Below are 22,943 nucleotides of genomic sequence, written 5' to 3'. Positions count from 1 at the left end.
GTTATGCATCCAGAGAGGTCGGGGCGCATGAGCGAGGGCACCACCGCCCGGGACCGCCGGGCCCGGTTCGCCGCGTACACGGCGTTCGCCGTCCAGGGGCTCTGCTTCGCCTCCTTGGTGACCCAGGTGCCGAAGATGCAGGAGTCGCACCGCCTCAGCGACGCCACGCTGTCGCTGGTGCTGCTCATGGTGCCGCTGGTCGCGGGCGTGGGGAGCGTCGCGTCCGGCGCGCTGTTCCAGCGGCTCGGCAGCGGTCCGGTGCTGCGCGTCTCCCAGCCCGCCGTGGCCGTCACGATCGCCCTGATCGGCCTCACCGGCGACAACGACCTCGCCCTCTACCTCGCCGTCGCCACCTTCGGCCTGTTCGTCGGGGCGGTGGACGCGTCGATGAACGCCCAGGCGATCGCCGTCGAGCGCCGCTACGGGATCAGCCTGATCACCGGGTTCTACGCGGTGTGGAGCATCGCGGGGATCCTCGGCGGCCTGTGGGCCTCGCTCACCAACAAGCTGGACCTGTCGCTGTTCACCGGCTTCGCCATCGCCGCCGCCGTCGGCGTCGCCGCCTCGCTCGCCACCGGCGGCCGCCTCTACCGCCGCGCGGAAGAGGGCGACGGGCCCACCCCCGAGGAGCTGAAGGCGGCCGGGCGCAGCGTCCCGTGGCGTCCGATCCTGGTCGTGGGCGCCGCGATGGCCGTCGCCTACCTGGCCGACTCGGCGATCTCCAGTTACGGCGCCAAGTACCTGGACGACGAGCTGTCGGCGAGCGACTGGGTCGCCCCGCTCGGCTACGTCGCCTACCAGATCACCATGGTCGTCAGCCGCGCCGTCGCCGACCTCGCCGTCCGCCGCTCGGGCGCCGTCAAGGTGGTGCGGATCGGCGGCCTGGTCGGCATCATCGGCATGACCGGCGTGGTCGCCGCCCCCAACGCGGCCCTGGCCATCGCGGCGTTCGCACTGGCCGGGCTCGGCCTGAGCGTGATCGCCCCGGTGTCCTTCTCCGCCGCCGGGCGCGTCGACCCGACCGGTCTCGGCGTCGCCGTCGCCCGCGTCAACATCTTCAACTACGTCGGCTTCGTCCTCGGCGCCGCCGTGGTCGGGGCCATCGCCCCGCTCAGCGCCGACCACGGCCTCCGCATCGCCTTCATCGTCCCGTCGCTCCTGATCCTGGTCATCTTCGCCACCGCAAAGGGCTTCGCCGTGTCCTCCCAGGGGGGCGAACCCTTGGAACCCGCTGTGTCCGCCCAGGAGGTCGACCCCCCTGGGGAATCACGCGTCTTCGGCTAGGGCCGTCACGGCGCGTTCGCCTTCTGTCTGGGCCTCCTCGGGAGACATGTCCTTCAGGGCTTGGCTGAGCGCCACTTCGGCGGCGTCGGCTGCGGCCCGGAGCGTCACAGCGTGCTCCTGTGCCCGTTCGAGGTCGCCCAGACCGACACAGTCGAAGGCCACCTGCGCGTCGTGGGCGGCCATCTTCAACTGCCGCGCGGCCTCTTCCAGACTCATGCATACCTCCTACACCGGGGAAGCGGTTCTTACCCTCCAGCACCGTGAGCAACCGCTTGACCCAGCAGTTGCGCGGCTTTGACCAGGCGGGGCTCCGGGAGGCTCGCGTAGCCGAGGACGAGCGCGGGGGGCGCCTCCTCGGCGCGGCGCGGCGACCACATGGCGCGGGCGCCCGCGACCGACACCCCGGCTCGCGCGGCCCGCTCGACGATCTCGTCCTCGTCGCATCCGCCCGGCAGCTCCACGTAGAGGTGGATGCCCGCTGAGACGCCGCGAACCCTGGCGCCGGGCAGGTTCTCGGCGAGCGCGCCGGCGAGGGCGTCCCGCCGGGCCCGGTACCGCCTCCGCATGGTGCGCAGATGCCGGTCGTAGCCCCCGCCGCGCAGGAACTCGGTCAGCGCGTACTGCTCCAGGACGGGCGCGCCGAGGTCGGTGTTGGTGCGGTGCTCCCGCAGGCCCTCGGCGAGGAACGGCGGCGCGACGGCCCAGCCCAGGCGCAGGGCCGGGGCGAGGGACTTGCTGACCGAGCCGAGGAGGACGACCCGGTCGGGGTCGATGCCCTGGAGGCAGCCGACGGGGTCGCGGTCGTAGCGGAACTCGGCGTCGTAGTCGTCCTCCAGGATCACGCCGTCCGCGTCGCGCGCCCAGGCGATCAGCTCGGCACGGCGCGCCGGGGACAGCACGACGCCGGTCGGGTACTGGTGCGCGGGCGTGACGAGCACGGCGCGCGCCTGGGTGCGGGCGAGCGCCGCGACGTCCACGCCCTCCTCGTCCACGGGGACGCGGACGAGGCGGACCCCGGCGGCGGCCAGCATCGGCAGCTGCCGGACGCTGGTGGGGTCCTCGACGGCGAGCGCGGTGTGGCCGTCGGCGCGCAGCTGGCCGAGCAGCCCCGACAGGCCCTGCGCCACCCCGTTCATGATCACGATCCGGCCGGGGTCGGCGTGCGCGGCGCGCACCCGGCCGAGGTAGGACGCGAGCTCGGCGCGCAGGTCCGCGACGCCGGCCGGGTCGGGGTAGGCGAGCGCGTCGTGCGGCAGGGTGCGCAGCGCGGCGCGGGCGGCGGCGATCCAGCGCTCGCGGGGGAACGCCGAGAGGTCGGGCTGCCCCGGGGACAGGTCGTACCGGACCGCCGGTCCCGCCTGGGGCTCGGCCTGCCGGGCGGGTGGACGGGGCGGCGGCGCGGCCTCCTCGTCGGGGCGGGCCAGCGGCGCGATGCGGGTGCCGTCGCCGCGCCGCGCGATCAGGAAGCCCTCGGCGGTGAGCTGCTCGTAGGCGGTGACGACGACACCGCGCGAGACGTCCAGGTCACGGGCCAGATCGCGGCTCGACGGCAGCCGGGTCCCGGCGGTCAGCCGGCCGGAGCGCACCCCCGCGCGGAAGCCCGCGGCGATCTGCGCGGCCAGCCGCCCGGCGGACCGGTCGAGGGAAAGATGAAGGTCGGTCACATGACTCTCAGCGTCAGGGGGCGGGGTGGACGTCACGGCCAGGCTATTGGTCCGTGTTCAGGCGCATTGATTGGCTCTGTCAGGTGGTCCAACCGCGCCCTAGCGTTCGGTCCATGAACACCTCCCACAAGCGCGGCATGGCGGGCGCCGGGGCCGCGATGTCCCTCGTCGGCACCTTGACCGCGGTCTCGGCGACGATCTCCGGCTACCCCGTCTTCGGCGGCCAGGCGGCCCGGTACGCCGTCGCCGCGCTGGTCCTTCTGGCCGTGGCCCGCCTCGCCGGCGGGCCCGCCCGCCGGCCCTCCGTGCGGGACTGGCTGCTGCTGGCGGCGCTGGCGGCGACGGGGCTGGTCGCGTTCAACGTCTGCATCGTGCTGGCCACCCGGGACACGAGCCCGGCCACCATCGGCACGGTGATCGCGACGGTGCCGATCGTGCTGGCGGTGGTCGGGCCGCTGATGGACGGCCGCCGCCCGGCCCCGGCGATCATCGCGGCGGCCTGCGTGGTGGCGGCGGGGGCGGCGCTCGCGAACGGCCTCGGCGGCGGCGGCGCCCGCGGGCTGCTGCTCTCGCTCGGCGCCCTCGCCGGGGAGGTGGGCTTCTCGCTGCTGGCCGTGCCGCTGCTACCGCGCCTCGGGCCGCTGCGGGTCTCCGCCTACTCCGCCGCGCTGGCCGTCCCGATGCTGCTGGCCGTCGGCCTCGTCGCGGACGGGACGGCGCTGCTGCGCGTCCCGACGCCCGGCGAGCTGGCCGGCTTCGCCTACCTGTCGATCATCGTCACCACGATCGCGTTCCTGCTCTGGTACGACGCCATCGGGCGGCTCGGGGCCGACCGCGCCGGGCTGTGCGCGGGCCTGATCCCGATCAGCGCGGTGGTCACCACCGTCGCGCTCGGCATCGACCGGCCGCAGCCGGCCGATCTGGCGGGCGCCGCCCTGGTCGCCGCGGGCGTCGTGGTGGGCCTGCGCGCCCGGGTCGCCCCCCGTGGGCCCGCGCCCGCCGAGCCCGTAATCTGTGAGGCGGCCCCCATCGGAATCGCGCGAGGATCTGCCTGAGATGCCTGAGTTCTCCTACACCGACCTGCTTCCGCTCGGCCCGGACGAGACCGACTACCGGCTCCTGACCTCCGACGGGGTCTCGACGTTCGAGGCGAACGGCCGGACGTTCCTGCAGGTCGAGCCGGAGGCTCTGCGGCTGCTCACCGAGACCGCCATGCGCGACATCGCCCACCTGCTGCGTCCGGCGCACCTGGCGCAGCTCCGCCGGATCCTGGACGACCCCGAGGCGTCCCCGAACGACCGGTTCGTCGCGCTGGACCTGCTGAAGAACGCGGGCATCGCGTCCGGCGGCGTCCTGCCGATGTGCCAGGACACCGGCACCGCGATCGTCATGGGCAAGCGCGGCCAGCACGTCCTGACGGACGGCGACGACGAGAGGCACATCTCGCACGGGGTGTACGACGCCTACACGAAGCTGAACCTGCGCTACTCGCAGATGGCGCCGGTGACGATGTGGGACGAGAAGAACACCGGTTCCAACCTGCCCGCGCAGATCGAGCTGTACGCGACGCCCGGCGACGCCTACAAGTTCCTGTTCATGGCCAAGGGCGGCGGCAGCGCCAACAAGTCGTTCCTCTTCCAGGAGACCAAGGCCGTCCTGAACCCCAAGCGGATGATGTCCTTCCTGGAGGAGAAGATCCGCTCGCTCGGCACGGCCGCGTGCCCGCCGTACCACCTGGCGATCGTCGTGGGGGGCACGTCCGCCGAGTACGCGCTGAAGACCGCCAAGTACGCCTCCGCCCACTACCTGGACGCGATGCCCGCCGAGGGCTCGCCGCTCGGGCACGGGTTCCGCGACCTGGAGCTGGAGCTCCAGGTGTTCGAACTGACGCAGAGGCTCGGGATCGGGGCGCAGTTCGGCGGCAAGTACTTCTGCCACGACGTGCGGGTGGTCCGGCTGCCGCGGCACGGCGCGTCCTGCCCGGTCGCGATCGCGGTGTCGTGCAGCGCCGACCGGCAGGCCCTCGCCAAGATCACCGCGGAGGGCGTGTTCCTGGAGCGGCTGGAGACCGATCCCGCCCAGTACCTGCCCGACACCACCGACGAGCACCTGGACGACGACGTCGTCGCGATCGACCTGAACCGCCCGATGGCCGAGATCCGCGCCGAGCTGACCCGGTACCCGGTCAGGACGCGGCTGTCGCTGACGGGCCCGCTCGTCGTGGCGCGCGACATCGCGCACGCCAAGATCAAGGAGCGGCTGGACGCGGGCGAGCCGATGCCGGGGTACCTGCGCGACCACGCCGTCTACTACGCGGGCCCGGCCAAGACCCCCGAGGGCTACGCGTCGGGCTCGTTCGGCCCGACCACGGCCGGCCGGATGGACTCCTACGTCGAGCAGTTCCAGGCCGCGGGCGGCTCCCTCGTCATGCTGGCCAAGGGCAACCGGTCCAAGCAGGTCACCGACGCCTGCAGGGAGCACGGCGGCTTCTACCTCGGCTCGATCGGCGGCCCGGCGGCGCGGCTCGCGCAGGACTGCATCAAGAAGGTCGAGGTCCTGGAGTACCCGGAGCTCGGCATGGAGGCCGTCTGGAAGATCGAGGTCGAGGACTTCCCGGCGTTCGTCGTGGTGGACGACAAGGGCGAGGACTTCTTCGCCGACACCACCGGACCCGTCCTCAGCATCGGCAGGCGCTGACTTTCCGCACCTCCGGCGGCTCCCCGCGGGGACCGCCGGGCGGAGGTCCCCCACGGTTTCTTGTCGGTAGGTCACAGTATTGGGCCAAAATTCGCGTTGGTGATGAAGTCTCCCCGATGACCGGCTGGCCACTCCGGTATCTTTTCCGCCATGTCACAGTCAGAGCGCCTCGTGCTAGCGACGCGCTACCGGCTGGTCTCGGAGATAGGTCAGGGCGCCAACGGCACCGTGTGGAGAGGCCACGACGAGCTCCTCGACCGCGCTGTCGCGATCAAGGAACTGCGGCTCCCCGACAACCTCGCCGAGGACGACCGGGTGGTCTTCTACCGCCGCACCCTCCGGGAGGCGCGCGCGCCCGCGCAGCTGCGCACGCACTCCATCGTCGAGGTCTACGACGTGGTCATCGAGCAGGGCCGGCCGTGGATCGTGATGGAGATGATCGAGGCGCCCAGCCTCGAACAGCTCATCGAGCGGTCGGGCCCGCTGCCGCCCGAGCGCGTCGCGCACATCGGCCGCGCCCTGCTGGACGCCCTCAACACCGCGCACAAGGCCGGGATCGTGCACCGCGACCTGAAGCCGAGCAACGTGCTGCTGGACGGCGACCGCGTCGTCCTCACCGACTTCGGGCTCGCGTTCTCCTCGGGTTCGGCGAGCCTCACCAAGACGGGCCACTTCATGGGGTCGCCCGCGTACGTGGCGCCCGAGGTCGCCGCCGGGGAGACGGCGACCCCGCGGTCGGACCTGTGGTCGCTCGGCGCGACGCTGTACGCGGCGCTGGAGGGCCGCCCGCCGTTCGAGCGCGAGAACGTCATGGCGACGCTGTCGGCGCTGGCCAACGAGTCACCCCCCGCCCCGCAGAACGCCGGTGCGCTCGCGCCCGTCATCACCGGGCTGCTGGAGAAGAACCCGACCCGGCGGCTCAGCCACGCCCGCGCGGTCGACCGGCTCGAACGGGCCCTGGCGGGCCCGCGCTCGGGGCGCCGCGCCCCGACCCCCCGCTACCGGCTGATGGTCGTGATCGGGCTCATCGGCGCGACCGTCGCCTCCTGCGGGATCGGCGCCACCGCCCTCATCGTCGGCATGATGCGCGAGAGCCCCGGCCCCTCCCCCACCGCCGCCGCGTCCACCCCGGCGGGCACCGCCCAGGCCGGCGCACCGCCCGGCGCCGCGACCAGCACGCTGGTCGTCCGGGCCCGCAGCGACTCCTGCAAGATCTTCGTGTCGGTGCCGGGGGCCGCGATGACCGTGCTGAGCGACGAGACGCTGCACATGGGCGAGGCGCGCCAGTACGACCAGCCGCGCATCAACGCGGTCGTCTACGACGCGTCCGCCTGCGACGTCTGGGTGAACGGGCGGCAGAAGCCGGCGGGCAAGCCGGGCGAGCGGCAGAACTACACGCTGAACAAGGAGTGATCCGCGCCTCACGCGGGAATGCGTGACCCACCGACCGGGCTGCCATGGACGACGGCGGCCGCCGAAGTCGAGTGGGAGGCGTTCCATGGGCGAGCAGGGGTTCCGGATCGAGCACGACTCGATGGGCGAGGTCCGGGTGCCGGCCGCGGCCAGGTGGCGGGCCCAGACGCAGCGCGCGGTGGAGAACTTCCCGATCTCGGGACGGACGCTGGAGGCCTCGCACATCGCCGCGCTCGGCCAGATCAAGGCCGCCGCGGCGGTCGTCAACGCCGAGCTGGGGGTCCTCGACAAGGACGTCGCCGGCGCCATCGCCGAGGCCGCCCGCGAGGTCGCGGACGGGCGGTGGGACGACCAGTTCCCGATCGACGTGTTCCAGACCGGGTCGGGGACGTCGTCCAACATGAACGCCAACGAGGTCGTGGCGACGCTGGCGCAGGAGCGGCTCGGCGCCCCCGTCCATCCCAACGACCACGTGAACGCCTCCCAGTCGTCCAACGACGTGTTCCCCTCGTCCATCCACATCGCGGCGACCGGGGCCGTCGTGAACGAGCTGATCCCCGCGCTGCGGCATCTGGAGGCGGCGCTCGCCCGCAAGGCCGAGGAGTTCGCGACCGTCGTCAAGTCCGGCCGCACCCACCTGATGGACGCGACGCCGGTGACGCTCGGGCAGGAGTTCGGCGGATACGCCGCGCAGGCCGGGCACGGCGCGGAGCGGCTGGAGGCCGTCCTGCCGCGGCTGGCGGAGCTCCCGCTCGGCGGGACGGCGGTCGGCACCGGCATCAACACTCCGGAGGGCTTCGCCGCCCGCGTCATCGCCGAGATCGCGCGGGCCACCGGGCTGCCGCTCACCGAGGCCCGCGACCACTTCGAGGCGCAGGGCGCGCGGGACGGCCTGGTGGAGGCCAGCGGCGCGCTGCGCACGGTCGCGGTGAGCCTCAACAAGATCGCCAACGATCTGCGCTGGATGGGGTCGGGGCCGCGCGCCGGGCTCGCCGAGATCCGGCTGCCCGACCTGCAGCCGGGCTCGTCGATCATGCCCGGGAAGGTGAACCCGGTGATCCCCGAGGCGGTCGCGCAGGTCGCCGCGCAGGTCATCGGCAACGACGCGGCGGTCGCGTTCGGCGGCGCCTCCGGCAGCTTCGAGCTGAACGTGATGCTGCCGATGATGGCGCGCAACGTGCTGGAGTCGATCACCTTGCTGGCGAACGCGTCCCGGCTGCTGGCCGACCGCTGCGTGGACGGCGTCGAGGCCGACGAGGAGCGGATGCGCGAGTACGCGGAGTCCTCACCGTCGATCGTGACGCCGCTGAACCGCTACATCGGGTACGAGGAGGCGGCGAAGGTCGCCAAGCAGGCGCTCCGGGAGCGCCGGACGATCCGCGAGGTCGTGCTGGAGCGCGGCTACGTCGAGGAGGGAAGGCTTACCGTCGAGCAGCTGGACGAGGCGCTCGACGTGCTGCGCATGACCGGCGCGGCCCGCCGCTGAGGCGGGCGGCGCCCGTCGCGCGTCCCAGACGCCCCGCAGGGCGTCCGGGACGCGCCGGGCCGGGTCAGTACCAGCCGACGGACTGCGAGTGCGACCACGCGCCGCACGGCGTGCCGTAGCGGTTCTTGATGTAGCCGAGCCCCCACTTGATCTGGGTGGTGGCGTTGTTCTGCCAGTCGGGCCCGGCGCTGGCCATCTTGGAGCCGGGCAGGGCCTGCGGAATGCCGTACGCGCCCGAGGAGGGGTTGGCCGCGTGGGCGTTCCAGTGGCTCTCCTTGTTCCACAGGTTGACCAGGCAGCCGAACTGGCCGCTGCCGCCGAACCCGTAGCTCGGCAGCAGCCGCTTGGCGATCGCCTGCGCCTCGCCGGCCGGGACCGGGTCGCCCGTCGGGCCGCCGCCGCTGCCGCCGGAGGGCTTCTTCTCCGGCGTCTTGGTCGGGATCGGCTTGCCCTTGGGAAGCAGCGAGGGGGCCTTCTTGCCGCCGTCCTGGCGCGTCGCGCGGGAGGCCCGGTCGAGCGCCAGCTTCTTGCGCTGCTGCTCCAGCACCTTCGGGTCGATCTGCGGCGGCGCGGCGGCGTCGGCGAGCTGCTTGGTGGGCTTGACGGTCTGCGTGCCCTCGTCGCCGGAACCGCCGGTCAGCGCGAACGCGGCGACCGCGCCGCCGCCGAGCAGGACGGCGGCGCCCGCGGCGACCACCGCGATCCGCACGCCGTTGCGCCCGCCGGAGCCTTCCCTGCGACCGCCGGAGCCGCCCTTGCGACCGGCCCGGCGGGGCCCGCCCGGCCCGGAGGAGATCTGGTCGCCGGGGCCGCCGGTGGAGACGCCGGTGCGCAGCGGCTCCTGGAGGGGCTGGAGTCCGAGCGTGTCCCCCGCGGGGACGCCCGCGCGGGGGTCGGTGCCGGCGACGCGCACGTCGTCCTCGTGCGGCGCCTCGGGCCCCTCCACGGAGGGGTCGGGCGTCTGCGCCGGGACGGGGGCCGCGGCGGTCGGCTGCCGGGGGTCGGAGCTCTGTCGATCGTCTCGCCTAGGGGACCCGGGACGGTCTCCGAACAAGGCGGTCCTTCCGACGGTCGTACGCGCATGGACACGCGCACGAACTGTTTCCACCCCGGTCCGGCGTGCCGCCGGTGGTCCGGCGGCCTCGGACCCGGGACGGCGCCCCGCACGTCGCGCGCGTCGATCAGGGGGCGCGCTCCGGGCCGGCACCGCACTGGGGGTGCTTACGGGGAGACACAATGCCCGAGGCCGAGGGCTGCTTCGCAACCAAAACGAGACGAATGCGGCTGATGGGACGGTTGTCAACCCGTCCGAACGGGGGCCGAAAACCCGGATGGACCTGCGGTTCTCCCCTCACGGCGCAGCAGATGTGACCTTCGCCACATTCCTACCCTCCGGGGTTTAATGATCACCCTCGGTAGGAATCATGCACGGCGTTCTGAGACGCGAGGACCCCGGCGGCCGTCACGGTCCGCCGGGGTCCTCACTCGTCCGGGTCAGACCCCGACGTCGCCGAGCATGTCCGTCACGAGCGCCGCGATCGGCGAGCGCTCCGACCTGGTCAGCGTCACGTGCGCGAAGAGCGGGTGGCCCTTCAGCCGCTCCACCACGGCCGCGACGCCGTCGTGCCTGCCGACGCGCAGGTTGTCGCGCTGCGCCACGTCGTGGGTCAGCACGACCCGCGACCCGGCGCCGATCCGCGACAGGACGGTGAGCAGCACGCCGCGTTCCAGCGACTGCGCCTCGTCCACGATCACGAACGCGTCGTGCAGCGACCGTCCGCGGATGTGCGTGAGCGGCAGGACCTCCAACATGTCACGGTCCACGACCTCGTCGACGACCTCCGGCGTCGTCACCGCCGAGAGGGTGTCGTAGACCGCCTGCGCCCACGGCGACATCTTCTCGTTCTCCGAGCCCGGCAGGTACCCGAGCTCCTGGCCGCCGACCGCGTACAGGGGGCGGAACACCACGACCTTGCGGTGCCGCCGCCGCTCCAGCACGGCCTCCAGCCCCGCGCACAGGGCGAGCGCCGACTTGCCGGTGCCGGCCCGCCCGCCGAGCGAGACGATGCCGACCTCCTCGTCCATCAGCAGGTCCAGCGCGATCCGCTGCTCCGCGGACCGGCCGCGCAGCCCGAACACCTCGCGGTCGCCGCGCACCAGCCGCACCGACTTGTCCGGCTGGACGCGGCCGAGCGCCGAGCCGCGCTCGGACAGCAGCCGCAGCCCCGTGTGGCACGGCAGGTCCCGCGCCTCCTCCAGGTCGGCGCTCCCCGCCTCGTACAGCTCCTCGACGGCCCCGGCGGTCACCTCCAGCTCGCGCATCCCGGTCCAGCCGGACTCCACGACGGCCAGTTCCGCGCGGTACTCCTCGGCGGCGAGCCCCACCGCGGACGCCTTCACCCGCATCGGCAGGTCCTTGGAGACCAGCACGACGTCGCGTCCTTCACGGGCCAGCCACGCGGCCACCGACAGGATGCGGGTGTCGTTGTCGCCGAGCCGGAACCCGTCCGGCAGGACGCTCGGGTCGGCGTGGTTCAGCTCGACGCGGAGCGTTCCGCCCTGGTCGCCGAGCGCCCCCTCGATCGAGACGGGCTCGTCCAGCCGCCCGTGCCGCAGCCGCAGGTCGTCCAGCGTGCGCAGCGCCTGCCGGGCGAAGTAGCCGAGCTCCGGATGGTGCCGCTTGGCCTCCAGTTCGGAGATGACGACGATGGGGAGTACGACCTCGTGCTCGGCGAACCGGGTCATCGCCCCCGGATCGGCGAGCAGGACGCTGGTGTCCAGGACGTACGTGCGCCGGTCCGGTTCCCTGCCGGAGGCAGCGCCCCCGAGGTCCTCGGAGGTCTCCGGTTCGTTGCGGGGGGACGACCCCCCGCTCCCCCCGGACAAACCCGGGGCGGAAATCCCGGACGGGTTCCCGGACGTGCCGGGACGGCGCGCGGAGGTTGTGGCCACTCGATCTCCCTGGATATGGGGGAACTGCCGGTGGCGCGCAGGTCCGCCCGCGCAGGGGCGGTGGTCCGAGGAGGACGGTCAGGTACCGTAGCGCCGGTGCCGCGCGGCGTAGGAGCGGATGGCCCGGAGGAAGTCCACCTTGCGGAAGTCCGGCCAATGGACTTCGCAGAAGTAGAACTCCGAGTGGGCGCTCTGCCAGAGCATGAAGCCGGAGAGACGCTGCTCGCCCGAGGTGCGGATGACCAGGTCCGGGTCCGGCTGGCCGCGCGTGTAGAGATGCTCCGCGATGTGCTCCACGTCGAGGATCTCGGCGAGTTCCTCGATGCTGGTGCCACGACTCGCCTGCTCGATGAGCAGTGAGCGCACCGCATCAGCGATCTCACGCCTACCTCCATACCCAACCGCGACGTTCACAATCAGGCCGGGTGCGCTCGATGTGGCCTCCCCCGCATCTTTCAGGACGCGGGCCGTTTTGTCGGGCAGCAGGTCGAGGGCGCCGACGGGCTTGACGTGCCAGCCGTCGGCGGCGAGCTTGCGGACGGTGTTCTCGATGATCGCCAGCAGCGGTTCCAGCTGGTCCGCGGGCCGGTTGAGGTTGTCGGTCGACAGCAGCCACAGCGTGACGTGCTCGACCCCGGCCTCCGCGCTCCACTGGAGCAGCTCGGAGATCTTCTGGGCGCCGCGCTGGTGCCCGGAGTTGACGTCGGCCAGCCCCATCGACCTGGCCCAACGCCGGTTGCCGTCCAGGATCACGCCGACATGCCGGGGGGTGACGTCGGTGGGCAGCTCGGCCTCGACGCGCCGCTCGTACATCCGGTAGACGGCGTCGCGGACGGCCGCGTACGGGCCGGTCCGGCGGAGGGCGGAGATCAGCCGCCCGCCCTCGGAGGGGCGCCGGCGCACGCCGTCCCTCCGCGCGCCGCGCGGCCTCCTGGTGCGCGGCTCTCCCGTACGCCGAACCCCCATATGGGCTTCCCTTCGAGCGACCGACCCTGGCGGAAAGTCGCTCAATTATGGCCCGACGGCGACACTTCTCCCACCGTCCCCGTGACGCCAGACTAACGCGCGGGGCGCGCCAGACGGGGCGGATGGCCTGCTCTGGCCCGCTCCGCCTCGGCGAGCAGGTCGGCCAGAAACCGCGCAAGTTCGGCCGACGTGAGGACGGCGCGGACGCCGCGCCCGCTCGCGCCCCACGCCTCGATCACGGCGCGCCGCGCGACCCGCCACCGCCCCGCCGCGGACTGCTGGCGGCCGACCCACATCGAGGACGTGCGCAGGGAGCAGCGCAGCTCGCCGGTGCTGATCACATCGCCGCGGTCGCGGTACCGGAACGCGAACAGCTCGGGCTCGCGGGCGGTGTCGCCGGGGACGGGGTCGGGGAAGCGGTCGTCGGGGTCGGGCCAGCGCGCCGCCTGCGGGGACCCGTCGGCCCGCGCGGCGGCGACCCGGGCGGCGAGACCGGCCAGGAAGTAGCCGCACCGCTCCCCCACCGCCCCGAACGAGTCGCCGTCGCGCCACAGTTCGAGCGTGACCTCGAACGGGGTGCCGCCGCGGTCGAGCGAGGCGATCGGGACCACCGCGAGGGCGGACCCGTCCAGGCAGCGCAGCCCCAGCATCCCGTGCACCTCCCGCCCCGCGTCCGGCCCGTTATCCAGGCACAGTAGGGGAGGTCGCCACCATGATCACACCCAGTGACCATCGTGATCGGGTAATGGTTGGCCCGGCCCCGCCCGGCCGGTCGGGCCGGTCAGGCCTGCGGGCCGGCGGCGCGGGCGCGCTCGACGTGCTGCAGGGCGCTGCGCAGCTCCGACAGCCACTCGTCGGTGTTCTTGCCGACGAGCCGGACGCACCAGGCGAGCGCGTCGCTGCGGCTGCGGGCGACTCCGGCGTCCACGAGCGTGTCCAGGACGCGGCGCTCGGGCTGCCGCAGCCGCGTCATGACCGGCACCGACAGGGTGGTGAACATCTCCCGCTCGCCGTCACACTCCACACCCCAGGACACCTTGCGGCCGAAGCGCTGCTCGGCCTCCCGGGCGATGGCGATCCGCCGGTCACGGGTCTCGTCGCGGAAGCGCTGGACGTGCCCGGCGACGAAGCCCGCGCGCTCGGCGCCGGACGCCTCGGCGGCGGCGGCCGGGACGGGCAGCGCGCCGACCACCGCGACCTCCTCGCGGTCGACGACGACTTCGGGCGCGCCCTCGAACCACTCCTCCGGGATCCGCCCGGTGAACCAGCCCCGCAGCTGCTCCGCCGCTTCGCTCGTATGCATGTAATCAAAATTACATCGCTCGCCGCGCGGTGCGCCAGCCCTTGCCCCGATTGACAATCCGCTCCATTTGATAGTTACTTTCATTTTATAGAGACACTCATTTGGAGGTGGCAGCCATGTCCGTGGGGCACGCACGGCGCTGGTTCGGGCTGGGCGCGCTGGCGCTGAGCATGCTGGCGCTCGGGTTCGACATGACGATCCTCAACGTGGCGCTGACCACGCTGTCGGAGGAGCTGCACGCGAGCACCAGCGCGCTGCAGTGGATCGTGGACTTACCTGCTGGTGTTCGGGGCCCTGCTGCTCCCGGCCGGGCTGCTCGGCGACCGGTTCGGCCGCAAGCGGCTGCTGGTGGCCGGCCTCGCGGTCTTCGGCGCCGCCTCGCTCGCCGGGGCGTTCGCGAACGGCTCCGGCGGCGTCATCGCGGCCCGCGCGTTCATGGGGCTCGGCGCGGCGATCGTGATGCCGCTGTCGATGTCGATGCTCCCCGCGATCTTCCCGCCGCAGGAGCGCACCCGCGCCGTCGCGGTCTGGTCGTCGGCGATGGCGCTCGGGCTGCCGCTCGGACCGCTGCTCGGCGGCTGGCTGCTGGAGAACTTCCGCTGGGGTTCGATCTTCCTGGTCAACGTGCCGGTCGTGCTCGTCGGCGGCGTCGCGGTGGCGCTGCTGCTGCCCGAGACGCGGGACCCGTCCGCGCCGCGGGTCGACGGGGCCGGCTCGCTGCTGTCGATGGCCGGCATCGTCGCGCTCGTCTACGGGGTCATCGAGGCCCCGGCGCGGGGCTGGGGCGACGCGGTGGTGCTGCTGTCGTTCGCGCTCGCGGCCGTCCTGCTGACCGGGTTCGTCCTGTGGGAGCGGCGCGCCGCCGCGCCCATGATGGACATGGCGCTCTTCCGCGACCCCGGCTTCACGTGGGCGATGGTCGCCGCCGTCGCCGCGAACCTGATGATGGCCGGGGCGCTGTTCGTCCTGCCGCAGTACCTGGAGGCCGTCCAGGGCAACGACGTGTTCGGCACCGGGCTGCGGCTGACGCCGATGCTGCTCGGCCTGCTCGCCGGGGGGATCGTCACCGACCGGGTCGCGCACCGCTCCGGGCACAAGCCGATCCTCGTCACCGGGCTGCTCGTGCTCGCGGGCGGCTTCGGGTGGGGCGCGCTCGCCGGGCCGGGCGACGGCTACTCCGCCACCGTTCCGTGGCTGCTCGTCCTCGGGCTCGGCTGCGGCCTGACCATCGTCCCGGCGATGGACGCGGTCCTCGCCGGGTTCGACGGCATGAGCGCGGTGTTCGCCGCGTGCGGCGCCGCCGCGGTCGCGACGGCCCTGCTCCTGTGGCTCTTCCAGCCCGGCCGTGCCCGGGAGGGTGCGGCCCCCGCCGCCGATGCACGACAATCGGACCATGAGCACGTCGTCCCGTGAGCACGCCATCGACCGGCTGGAGGACCGGCTCGCCCGGCTGCCGCTGCGGGAGCGCAAGAAGCTGCGGACCCGCCGGACGATCCAGGACCACGCCCTCCGCCTGTTCGGCGAGCGGGGATACGACGAGACGACCGTGGAGCAGATCGCGGCGGCGGCCGAGATCTCGCCGAGCACGTTCTTCCGCTACTTCCCCACCAAGGAGGACGTGGTCGTCACCGACGAGTACGACCCGATCATGGCGGAGGTCATGCGGGGCCAGCCGGCCGGGATGTCCCCCATCGAGGCGCTGCGCACCACGCTCCGCGAGATGCTCCCGCTGATGTACGAGACCGACCTGGACGTGGTCAACGCCCGGCTGCGGCTCACCTCGCAGGTCCCGGCGCTGCGCGCCCGCACGTTCGAGTCGCTGCGCGAGGGCACGCACGCCATGCTGACCGAGGTCGTCGGCCACCGGACCGGACGTCGGCCCGACGACCCGGACGTGGAGACGTTCATCTGGGCCGTCCTGGGCGTGCTCCAGGCGGCCATGTACCAGTGGGTCGAGGGGCGCGTGACGACCGAGGAGCTTCCCGAGCTCGTCGACCACAACCTGGAGTTCCTGGACCGCGGCTGCCCGCTGTGACCCGGCGCCCGAGCCGGGAAGGTCAGCGCGTCAGCGCGGCGGCCATCTTCGGGCTGACGCGGACGGCGCCGCGCATGTTGCGGGTGTAGACGTCCTGGACCTGCACCACGGTGCCCGTCCGCGGGGCCGCCAGCATCTTGCCCTGGCCCAGGTAGAGGGCGATGTGCGAGATGTAGCCGGGCGCGGTCGGGTCGTTGGCCCAGATGAGCATGTCGCCCGGCTCGGCCTTGCCGTAGGGGACGACCCAGCCGGCGCGGGCCTGGTCCGCGGCGACGCGCGGGAGCCGGATGCCCGCCCTGGCGAACGCGTACTGCATCAGGCCGGAGCAGTCGTAGCCGCCCTCGGCCTCGGACTCGCCGCCCCACACGTACGGCCAGCCGAGCCTGGTGTAGGCCGCCTTGATCACCGTCCGGACCTGGCCGGCGGTCATGACCTGGCCGTTGGCGGCCGGCACGTCCCCGGACTCGGGGAAGTCGATCTCCGGGTTGACCGCGACGGCCTTGGCGCCCTTCGGCAGTGCCTTGCGCAGCTTCTTGATGAACGTCTTCGGCGCGGCCTTCGGGACGCTGACCAGCATCGCGTTGCCGGTCGGCAGTCCGAGGGCCTGCGCGGTGGCGTGCGAGACGATCGCGTCGACGTCGCTGATGCCCATCGTCGCGTACGCGCCCACCCGCAGTTGCGACTGGTGCTGCTTGCCGCCGACGGGCACCTGGCTGCCCAGCTTGACGCCGCCGTCGCTGCCCATCGTGAACGAGATGGCGACGTCGCCGGATGCCACGTTGCGCCAGAGCGCGTCCGACTTGGCGGTCGGCTTCGGCGTGTAGTTGCGGAACGTGGACGGGTCGACGCCCATCAGCCCCACCCGCTTGCCCGCGACCATGCCCTGAACGGCGTCGACGACCTCGACGCCCTTCACTCCCTTGGCGCCGCGGACCTTCTGGACGAAGTCGGCCGGAAGTGTGGACGGCGCCGCCACGAGGACGTGCGGAGTGAGCCTCCTGCCGAGCGGCGCGACCGCCGTGGGCGACAGCCCGGTGCTGCCGGACGCGGCCACGAACCGGGCGCGCTGCTCGCCGCGCCGCGCCTGCACCGGCCCGTCGTCGCGCGCGACGAGGACGGCGGTGTTGGCGGCGAGCGTCGTCAGCACGGATACGCCGATGATCGTCGGTAGCACCCGGCGGTTCGGCTTTCCCACTGCCACGCTCCCTCGATGGTCGCCCTGCACCGGCTCCTGACCGCGCACCGGACACGACTATGACTCAATGGTCGGCCATCGTCCAGATACCCGGGGTGCCCTATGACATCCTCGACCGCTTCACCCCGTTGGGTCAGGAGCGGCCCAGTTACTCAGTAGTAACAGCCCGGCCATCTGAGATCAAGGTCACGTTGTCATAAAGTGGATCGTCAGTCCAATTGCCCACGTAGCTCGCGGTTCAGCTCGGCCTGGGTCGTGACGGGCAGCCGGCAGACGAACCCCCGGCAGACGTACGCCGCGGGCTCCCCCTCCAGCAGGCCCCGCCCCTCCAGCAGGGGCACGCCCTCGGCGTCCGGCGGGCCGGTGCTGACCACCGCGCCCGGGGCGACCGCCATGAGGGCCGTCCGGTGCAGGGCGCGGGTGCGCGCGTCGTCCGGATCGCCGATCACCGCGATCTCGACCGGGCCCGTCGCGCGGGCCTCGGCCACCGCGAGGCCCCAGCCCGCGAACCGCGCGTGCTTGTCGGCGAGCGTCCCGGCGGGCGCCAGCGCGTCCTCCGCCGCCTGCCGGTGCCAGTCCGACCCGGTCAGCGCGGCGAACGACAGCAGCGCCCCCGCCGCCGCGAACTGCCCCGACGGCGTCGCGTTGTCGGTCGGGTCCTGCGGGCGCCGGAACAGGCGCTCGGCGTCGTCGGCCGTGTCGTAGAAGCCGCCGGCCCCGTCGGCGAACCGTTCGAGGACGGTGTTCAGCAGTTCACCGGCCAGCCGCACGTGGTGCGGGTCGCCGGTGACCGCGTGCAGGGCGAGCAGCCCCTCGGCCACGTCGGCGTAGTCCTCCAGAACGCCGGCGTTCGCGCCGGCCGTCCCGTCCTTGGACGTGCGCGTCAGCCGGCCGTCCCGCAGATGGACCTCCACCAGCAGCCGCGCGACCTCCTCGGCCGCCCGGACCAGATCCGGCCGGTCGAACAGCGCACCGCACTCGGCGAGCGCCGCGATGGCGAGCCCGTTCCACGCCGCCACCACCTTGTCGTCCCGTGCCGGCGGGATCCTCTGTGCGCGCGCCGCCAGCAACGCGGTGCGCACGCGCTCGTACCGCTCGACGTCCTCGGGGTCGCTCAGAAGCTGGAGGACGGAGGCTCCGAGCTCGAACGTTCCCGTCACCTCGAAAAGGGTCTCCGCGAACGCGCCGTCCTCGTCACCGAGCACCTCCCGCAGCTGCTCGGGCGTCCACACGTAGTACCTGCCCTCGACGCCCTCGCTGTCGGCGTCCAGCGCCGAGGCGAGACCACCGTGGTCGGTGCGCAGGTCGCGCAGCATCCAGTCGCACGTCTCCAGCGCGACCCGCCGCGCGAACGGCGTCCCCGTCAGCCGCCACCAGTGCGCGTAGACGCGGGCCAGCAGAGCGTTGTCGTAGAGCATCTTCTCGAAGTGCGGGACGACCCACCGCGCATCCACCGAGTACCGTGCGAACCCGCCGCCGAGCTGGTCGTACATCCCGCCGCGGGCCATCGCCTCCAGCGTGCGGGACGCCATCGCCAGCGCCTCCTCGCCGCCCGTGCGCGCGTGATGGCGCAGCAGGAACTCCAGCGCCATCGACGGCGGGAACTTGGGGGCGCCGCCGAACCCGCCGCGTTCGGCGTCGTAGGAGCCCGCGAGCACCTGCACCGCGTGCGCGAGCACCGCGTCGCCGGGCGCCTCCGTCCCGGCGAGGCCGGACCCGCGCGAGGTGAGGGCCTCGACGACCTGCTGCCCCTGCTGGGCGACGTCGTCGCGCTGCTCCGTCCACGCCTTGTGGACGGCCTGCAGCAGCGCCCGGAACTGCGCCCGCGGGAAGTACGTCCCGCAGTAGAACGGGTGCCCTTCCGGCGTCATGAACACCGTCATCGGCCAGCCGCCCTGGCCCGTCATGGCCTGGGTCGCCTCCATGTAGACGGCGTCGATGTCCGGTCGCTCCTCCCGGTCGACCTTGATGTTCACGAACAGCTCGTTCATCGCCCGCGCCGTCTCGCCGTCCTCGAAGGACTCGTGCGCCATCACGTGGCACCAGTGGCAGGCGGCGTATCCGACCGAGAGCAGGACGGGGACGTCGCGCCGCCGCGCCTCGGCGAAGGCCTCCCCGGTCCACTCCCACCACTCCACCGGGTTGCCGGCGTGCTGGAGCAGGTACGGGCTGGTCGCGTCCTTGAGCCGGTTCATGCCCCCGATCCTGCCCGATCCGGCCGCCGCCTCACTCCCCCCGCGCCTGCGCGGCGAGACCGGCGAGGGCGGACTCGATGGCGCGGTGGAAGGTCGGGTAGGCGTAGATCATCTCGCGGAGCGCGACGGTCGGGGTCTCGGTGTGGACGGCCACGGCCAGGAAGCCGAGGACCTCCCCGCCGGACGGGCCCGCGGCGGTCGCGCCGACCAGGGTGCCCCACTCGACGTCCTCGACCAGCTTGATGAAACCGTCGTTGCCGGCCTTGTGGATCCAGCCGCGGGTCGACTCGGGGATCGGCGCGACGGCCGTGCGGACGGGGAGGTTCTGGTCGCGGGCCTGGGCCTCGGTGAGCCCGACGGACGCGATCTCGGGATCGGTGAAGGTGACGCGCGGCACGGCGCGGTAGGCGGCGGGCGGTCCCTCCTCGCCGAGGACGTCCCGGACGGCGACGGCCGCCTGGTACATGGAGACGTGCGTGAAGGCGCCCATGCCGGTGATGTCGCCGATCGCCCACACGCCGTCGGCGGCGCGCAGGTGCCCGTCCACGGGGATCCGGCGGGCGTTCTCGTCCAGGCCGACGGCGCCGAGGCCGAGGCCCCGGAGGTTCGGACGGCGGCCGGTCGCGACGAGGAGGCGGTCGGCGACGAGCGTCTCGTCGCCGAGGTGCATCGTGAACTCCGATCCGTCGTGGGTGACCCTGGTGACGTTCACGCCGGTGCGCACGCCGATGCCCTCGCGCTCGAAGACCTCGCGCAGCAGGGCGCTGGACTCGGGCTCGTCGTTGATGAGCAGGCGGTCCGCCGCCTCGACGATGGTGACGCGGCTGTCGAAGCGGGAGAAGACCTGCGCCATCTCGACGCCGACCACGCCTCCGCCGAGGACGAGGAGCGACCCGGGGGCCTCCGTGGCCTGGACGGCTTCGCGGTTCGTCCAGTACGGCGTGCCGGCGAGGCCGTCGACGGGCGGGGCCGTGGGCGAGGTGCCGGTGTTCAGCAGGATGCCGCGCCGGACCTGGAAGACGCGGCCGTCCACGGTCACCTCGCGGGGACCGGTGATGCGGCCCCGGCCGCGCGCCAGCCGCACGCCCTTGCCGGTCAGGCGGTCGGCGGCGACCTTGTCGTCCCACGCGTAGGTCGCCTCGTCGCGGATCCGGGCGGCCACCGGGCCCCAGTCGGGCCGCACCGACGCCTCGCCCGCCATGCCGGGGACGCGGCCGGCCTCAGCGACCAGCCCGGCGGCGCGCACCATCATCTTGGTGGGGACGCAGGCGTAGTAGGGGCACTCCCCGCCGACCAGCCGCGACTCCACGCCGACGACCGACAGGCCCGCCTCGGCGAGCCTGCCCGCGGCGTCCTCTCCCCCGGGCCCGAGACCGATCACCACGACATCGACTTCGTCAGCCATGCCCTGGGTCCTGCCCACCATCCCGTCAGGTCAGACGGCGCGGCGGCAGCGGGATCCGGTCCAGATCGTGGACGAGGGTGATGTCGCCGCCGAACGCGGCGGACGCCTCGTCCGCGAAGCGGTGCTCGTCGGCGGCGGGGTAGCGCTCGGAGAAGTGGGTGAGGACGAGCCGCCGCGCACCCGCCTCCGCGGCCACCGCGCCCGCCTGGGCGGCGGTGAGGTGCCCGTACTCGGCGGCCAGGGCGGCGTCCTCGCCCAGGAAGGTGGACTCGATGACGAGCATGTCGACACCGGCGGCCAGCTCGCGGACGCCGTCGCAGAGCCGGGTGTCCATGACGAACGCGACCTTCTGCCCGGGACGGGTCACGCTGCACTCCTCCAGCGTGACGGTGCGGCCGGCGGGCGTGGTGACCCGTCCGTCCTCCTGGAGGCGGCGGATCAGCGGCCCCCTGACGCCGCGCGCGGCGAGCGCGCCCGGCAGCATCGTCACGCCGTCCGGTTCCTCCAGCCGGTACCCGTACGCCTCGACGGGGTGGGAAAGCCGCCGCGCGACCAGGCCGAACGGGGCGTCTCCGGTGTCGAGCGCCATCCGCTCGCCGGACACCGGCCGCTCGCGGATGACGTCGGTGTCGCGGAACGCGGTCGCGTGCCGCAGCCGCTCCCAGTAGGGCCGGCCGCTCGCCGGGAAGGCCGCGTCCACCGGGTGCGCGACGCCGTCGCGGGCGATGCGCTGGACGATCCCCGGCACGCCGAGGCAGTGGTCGCCGTGGAAGTGGGTCACGCAGATCCAGGTCACGTCGTTCGCGGAGAGCCCGGCGTGCGTCATCTGCCGCTGCGTCCCCTCCCCCGGGTCGAACAGGACGCCGTGCCCGTCCCAGCGCAGCAGGTAGCCGTTGTGGTTGCGGGACCTGGTGGGCACCGCGCTGGCGGAGCCGAGGACGGTGAGATCGCGAACGGACATCCTCCCATGGTGCCGGTCGAAGTGCCGGACAAGCGCTTGGTTATTCTGTGCGCGATGCAGACGACCTTGGGAGGGCCCGTTGGCCGGTAGCAAGCGCGACAAGATCAAGATGACGCCGGAGGAGGTGGCGGACTACCTGGCCGCCAACTTCAAGGTGCAGGTCGCGACCGTCGGCAAGGACGGCGAGCCCCACCTGGTGACGATGTTCTACACGCTGTACGAGGGCAGGATCGCCTTCACCACGTACAAGTCCTCGCAGAAGGTGATCAACCTGCGCCGGGACCCGACCATGACGTGCCTGGTCGAGGACGGCGTCGAGTACAACGAGCTGCGCGGCGTCGCCCTGTACGGGCGGGGCCTGGTCATCGAGGACCCCGAGCCGCGGTCCAAGGTCGGCATGGTCGTCGGCTCCCGCATGGCGGGCCTGCCCGTCCCGAAGCTGGGCGAGCCGGTCGACCCGGTCATCGCCGAGGGCATCGAGCAGGCGCTGGCCAAGCGCGTCCTCATCGTCATGGAGCCCGACCGGGCCGTCAGCTGGGACCACCGCAAGGTGTAGGCGCCGGGCCCGGTCAGGCCGGGCGGATGAGCTCCGCGGCGCGGTCCAGGGCGGCGCGCTCGGCCGCGTCGTCGCCGCGGAGGCGGGCGGCGTCGGCGATGCGGACGAACATCGCGGCCTGCCCGCCGACCGCGTCCAGCCGGCGCAGGATCTCCAGGGCCTGGCCGAAGAAGTTGACGGCCGCGACGGGCCGGTGCGCGCGCAGGTAGGCCTCGCCGAGGCTCTCCAGCGCGCCGGCCCGGGCGTGCTCGTCCGGCTCCGGCAGGGCGGCGAACTCGTCCGGCAGCGGGCCGAGCAGCCCGATCGCGCGGTCGAGGTCGCCGGCGACGATCAGCGCCCGGGCGAGGTCGTGGCGCGCCACCAGCACCGCGTGGGGATCGCCGCCCTGCTCGGCGAGGCGCAGGGCCTCCGCCAGCGTCTCGGCCGCCTCCGCCCGGCGTTCCCGCTCCAGCAGGGCCAGCCCCTCGGCCTCCACCTCCCCCTCGCCGGCGGCCGTGCCGGCGAGATGGTGGTCGAGGGCGCGGCGGAGTGCGGCGTCGCGGTCGGCGTCGGACTCCTCACGCTCGGCGCGCTCGCGGGCGCGGGCGCGCACCGGCTCCGGAAAGCGGAACCGGTCGCCGGGGGACGCGACGAGGAGGTCCCTCGCGGCCAGCGCCTCCAGCAGCTCGCGCGCCTCGGGCTCGGGGACGTCCGCGAGGACGGCGGCCGCCGCGGGCCCGAGGTCGCCTCCGCCCGGCGGCAGGGACAGCAGCCGGAGCAGCCGGGCCGCCGCGGGCGGGAGATCCCGGTAGGCGTCATCGAAGTTCGCGCGCACGTCGAGGGTCCTCCCCG

20 protein-coding genes are annotated in these 22,943 nt (G+C 73.3%); 8 read left to right on the top strand and 12 right to left on the bottom strand.

Annotated features, from left to right (window positions below):
* Positions 1-27: 27 nt before the first annotated feature.
* Complete coding sequence (locus BJ999_RS08325) at positions 28-1,284, top strand: MFS transporter (RefSeq protein ID WP_179832742.1); 1,257 nt, start codon at positions 28-30, stop codon at positions 1,282-1,284.
* Here the strand turns inward: BJ999_RS08325 and BJ999_RS08320 are convergent.
* Together BJ999_RS08320 and pdxR are read right to left on the bottom strand one after the other, a co-directional pair.
* A complete protein-coding gene (locus BJ999_RS08320) occupies positions 1,267-1,500 on the bottom strand; it encodes a hypothetical protein (protein ID WP_179832741.1) in 234 nt (77 codons plus the stop codon). The two genes, BJ999_RS08325 and BJ999_RS08320, sit on opposite strands and share 18 nt — an antisense overlap.
* 29 nt (positions 1,501-1,529) lie before the next feature.
* A complete protein-coding gene (gene pdxR / locus BJ999_RS08315) occupies positions 1,530-2,948 on the bottom strand; it encodes a MocR-like pyridoxine biosynthesis transcription factor PdxR (protein ID WP_179832740.1) in 1,419 nt (472 codons plus the stop codon).
* A 113-nt stretch (positions 2,949-3,061) separates the two neighbouring features.
* Between pdxR and BJ999_RS08310 the strand changes: the two genes are divergently transcribed.
* From BJ999_RS08310 to BJ999_RS08295, 4 genes are all read left to right on the top strand, one after another.
* Positions 3,062-4,003, top strand: coding sequence for a DMT family transporter (locus tag BJ999_RS08310; protein ID WP_179832739.1), 942 nt, complete (start codon positions 3,062-3,064; stop codon positions 4,001-4,003).
* A gap of 1 nt (position 4,004) precedes the next feature.
* Positions 4,005-5,645, top strand: coding sequence for a fumarate hydratase (locus BJ999_RS08305; protein ID WP_179832738.1), 1,641 nt, complete (start codon positions 4,005-4,007; stop codon positions 5,643-5,645).
* Positions 5,646-5,795: 150 nt separating this feature from the next.
* Positions 5,796-7,058, top strand: coding sequence for a serine/threonine-protein kinase (locus BJ999_RS08300; protein WP_179832737.1), 1,263 nt, complete (start codon positions 5,796-5,798; stop codon positions 7,056-7,058).
* An 85-nt stretch (positions 7,059-7,143) separates the two neighbouring features.
* Complete coding sequence (locus tag BJ999_RS08295; protein ID WP_179832736.1) at positions 7,144-8,544, top strand: class II fumarate hydratase; 1,401 nt, start codon at positions 7,144-7,146, stop codon at positions 8,542-8,544.
* 64 nt (positions 8,545-8,608) lie between these two features.
* Here the strand turns inward: BJ999_RS08295 and BJ999_RS08290 are convergent, their stop codons facing one another.
* The 5 genes from BJ999_RS08290 to BJ999_RS08270 all read right to left on the bottom strand — a co-directional run bounded on the left by BJ999_RS08290 (position 8,609) and on the right by BJ999_RS08270 (position 13,765).
* Positions 8,609-9,490 carry an aggregation-promoting factor C-terminal-like domain-containing protein gene (locus BJ999_RS08290; protein WP_229810262.1) on the bottom strand — a complete coding sequence of 294 codons (882 nt, stop codon included), beginning with the start codon at positions 9,488-9,490 and terminating at the stop codon, positions 8,609-8,611.
* A gap of 548 nt (positions 9,491-10,038) precedes the next feature.
* Positions 10,039-11,325 (bottom strand): PhoH family protein, encoded by a 1,287-nt coding sequence (locus BJ999_RS08285; protein WP_179838409.1) that lies wholly within the window; start codon positions 11,323-11,325, stop codon positions 10,039-10,041.
* Positions 11,326-11,574: 249 nt separating this feature from the next.
* Entirely contained in the window at positions 11,575-12,399 is an 825-nt protein-coding gene (locus BJ999_RS08280; protein WP_268247799.1) for an isoprenyl transferase, read from the bottom strand.
* A 155-nt stretch (positions 12,400-12,554) separates the two neighbouring features.
* Positions 12,555-13,112, bottom strand: coding sequence for a hypothetical protein (locus BJ999_RS08275; RefSeq protein WP_179832734.1), 558 nt, complete (start codon positions 13,110-13,112; stop codon positions 12,555-12,557).
* Positions 13,113-13,243: 131 nt separating this feature from the next.
* The gene (locus BJ999_RS08270) at positions 13,244-13,765 is read right to left on the bottom strand and encodes a hypothetical protein (RefSeq protein ID WP_179832733.1); all 522 of its coding nucleotides are present in this window, start codon (positions 13,763-13,765) and stop codon (positions 13,244-13,246) included.
* Positions 13,766-14,047: 282 nt separating this feature from the next.
* Between BJ999_RS08270 and BJ999_RS08265 the strand changes: the two genes are divergently transcribed.
* Positions 14,048-15,178 carry an MFS transporter gene (locus tag BJ999_RS08265; RefSeq protein WP_179832732.1) on the top strand — a complete coding sequence of 377 codons (1,131 nt, stop codon included), beginning with the start codon at positions 14,048-14,050 and terminating at the stop codon, positions 15,176-15,178.
* Positions 15,159-15,800: an acyl-CoA-like ligand-binding transcription factor gene (locus tag BJ999_RS08260; RefSeq protein ID WP_179832731.1), complete on the top strand. Its 642-nt coding sequence runs from the start codon at positions 15,159-15,161 to the stop codon at positions 15,798-15,800. Before BJ999_RS08265 ends, BJ999_RS08260 begins: the two co-directional genes overlap by 20 nt.
* Positions 15,801-15,822: 22 nt before the next feature.
* Here BJ999_RS08260 and BJ999_RS08255 read toward each other — a convergent pair whose 3' ends face one another.
* The 4 genes from BJ999_RS08255 to BJ999_RS08240 all read right to left on the bottom strand — a co-directional run bounded on the left by BJ999_RS08255 (position 15,823) and on the right by BJ999_RS08240 (position 21,556).
* On the bottom strand, positions 15,823-16,995 hold the full coding sequence (locus tag BJ999_RS08255; protein WP_179832730.1) for a C40 family peptidase: 1,173 nt from the start codon (positions 16,993-16,995) through the stop codon (positions 15,823-15,825).
* A 209-nt stretch (positions 16,996-17,204) separates the two neighbouring features.
* Positions 17,205-19,190: a thioredoxin domain-containing protein gene (locus BJ999_RS08250; RefSeq protein WP_179832729.1), complete on the bottom strand. Its 1,986-nt coding sequence runs from the start codon at positions 19,188-19,190 to the stop codon at positions 17,205-17,207.
* Between the two features lie 31 nt (positions 19,191-19,221).
* The gene (locus BJ999_RS08245) at positions 19,222-20,595 is read right to left on the bottom strand and encodes a dihydrolipoyl dehydrogenase family protein (protein ID WP_179832728.1); all 1,374 of its coding nucleotides are present in this window, start codon (positions 20,593-20,595) and stop codon (positions 19,222-19,224) included.
* Between the two features lie 25 nt (positions 20,596-20,620).
* Complete coding sequence (locus tag BJ999_RS08240) at positions 20,621-21,556, bottom strand: ribonuclease Z (protein WP_179832727.1); 936 nt, start codon at positions 21,554-21,556, stop codon at positions 20,621-20,623.
* A gap of 79 nt (positions 21,557-21,635) precedes the next feature.
* Here BJ999_RS08240 and BJ999_RS08235 point away from each other — a divergent pair, with 79 nt between their 5' ends.
* Positions 21,636-22,112, top strand: coding sequence for a pyridoxamine 5'-phosphate oxidase family protein (locus BJ999_RS08235; protein WP_179832726.1), 477 nt, complete (start codon positions 21,636-21,638; stop codon positions 22,110-22,112).
* Between the two features lie 13 nt (positions 22,113-22,125).
* Here BJ999_RS08235 and BJ999_RS08230 read toward each other — a convergent pair whose 3' ends face one another.
* A complete protein-coding gene (locus tag BJ999_RS08230; RefSeq protein WP_179832725.1) occupies positions 22,126-22,926 on the bottom strand; it encodes a tetratricopeptide repeat protein in 801 nt (266 codons plus the stop codon).
* Positions 22,927-22,943 lie beyond the last annotated feature (17 nt).

Source organism: Actinomadura citrea (assembly GCF_013409045.1).
Classification (GTDB): Bacteria; Actinomycetota; Actinomycetes; order Streptosporangiales; family Streptosporangiaceae; genus Spirillospora; species Spirillospora citrea.
Note: the sequence above shows the minus strand (reverse complement) of the source record. Positions and strands in the feature narration are given on the sequence as shown.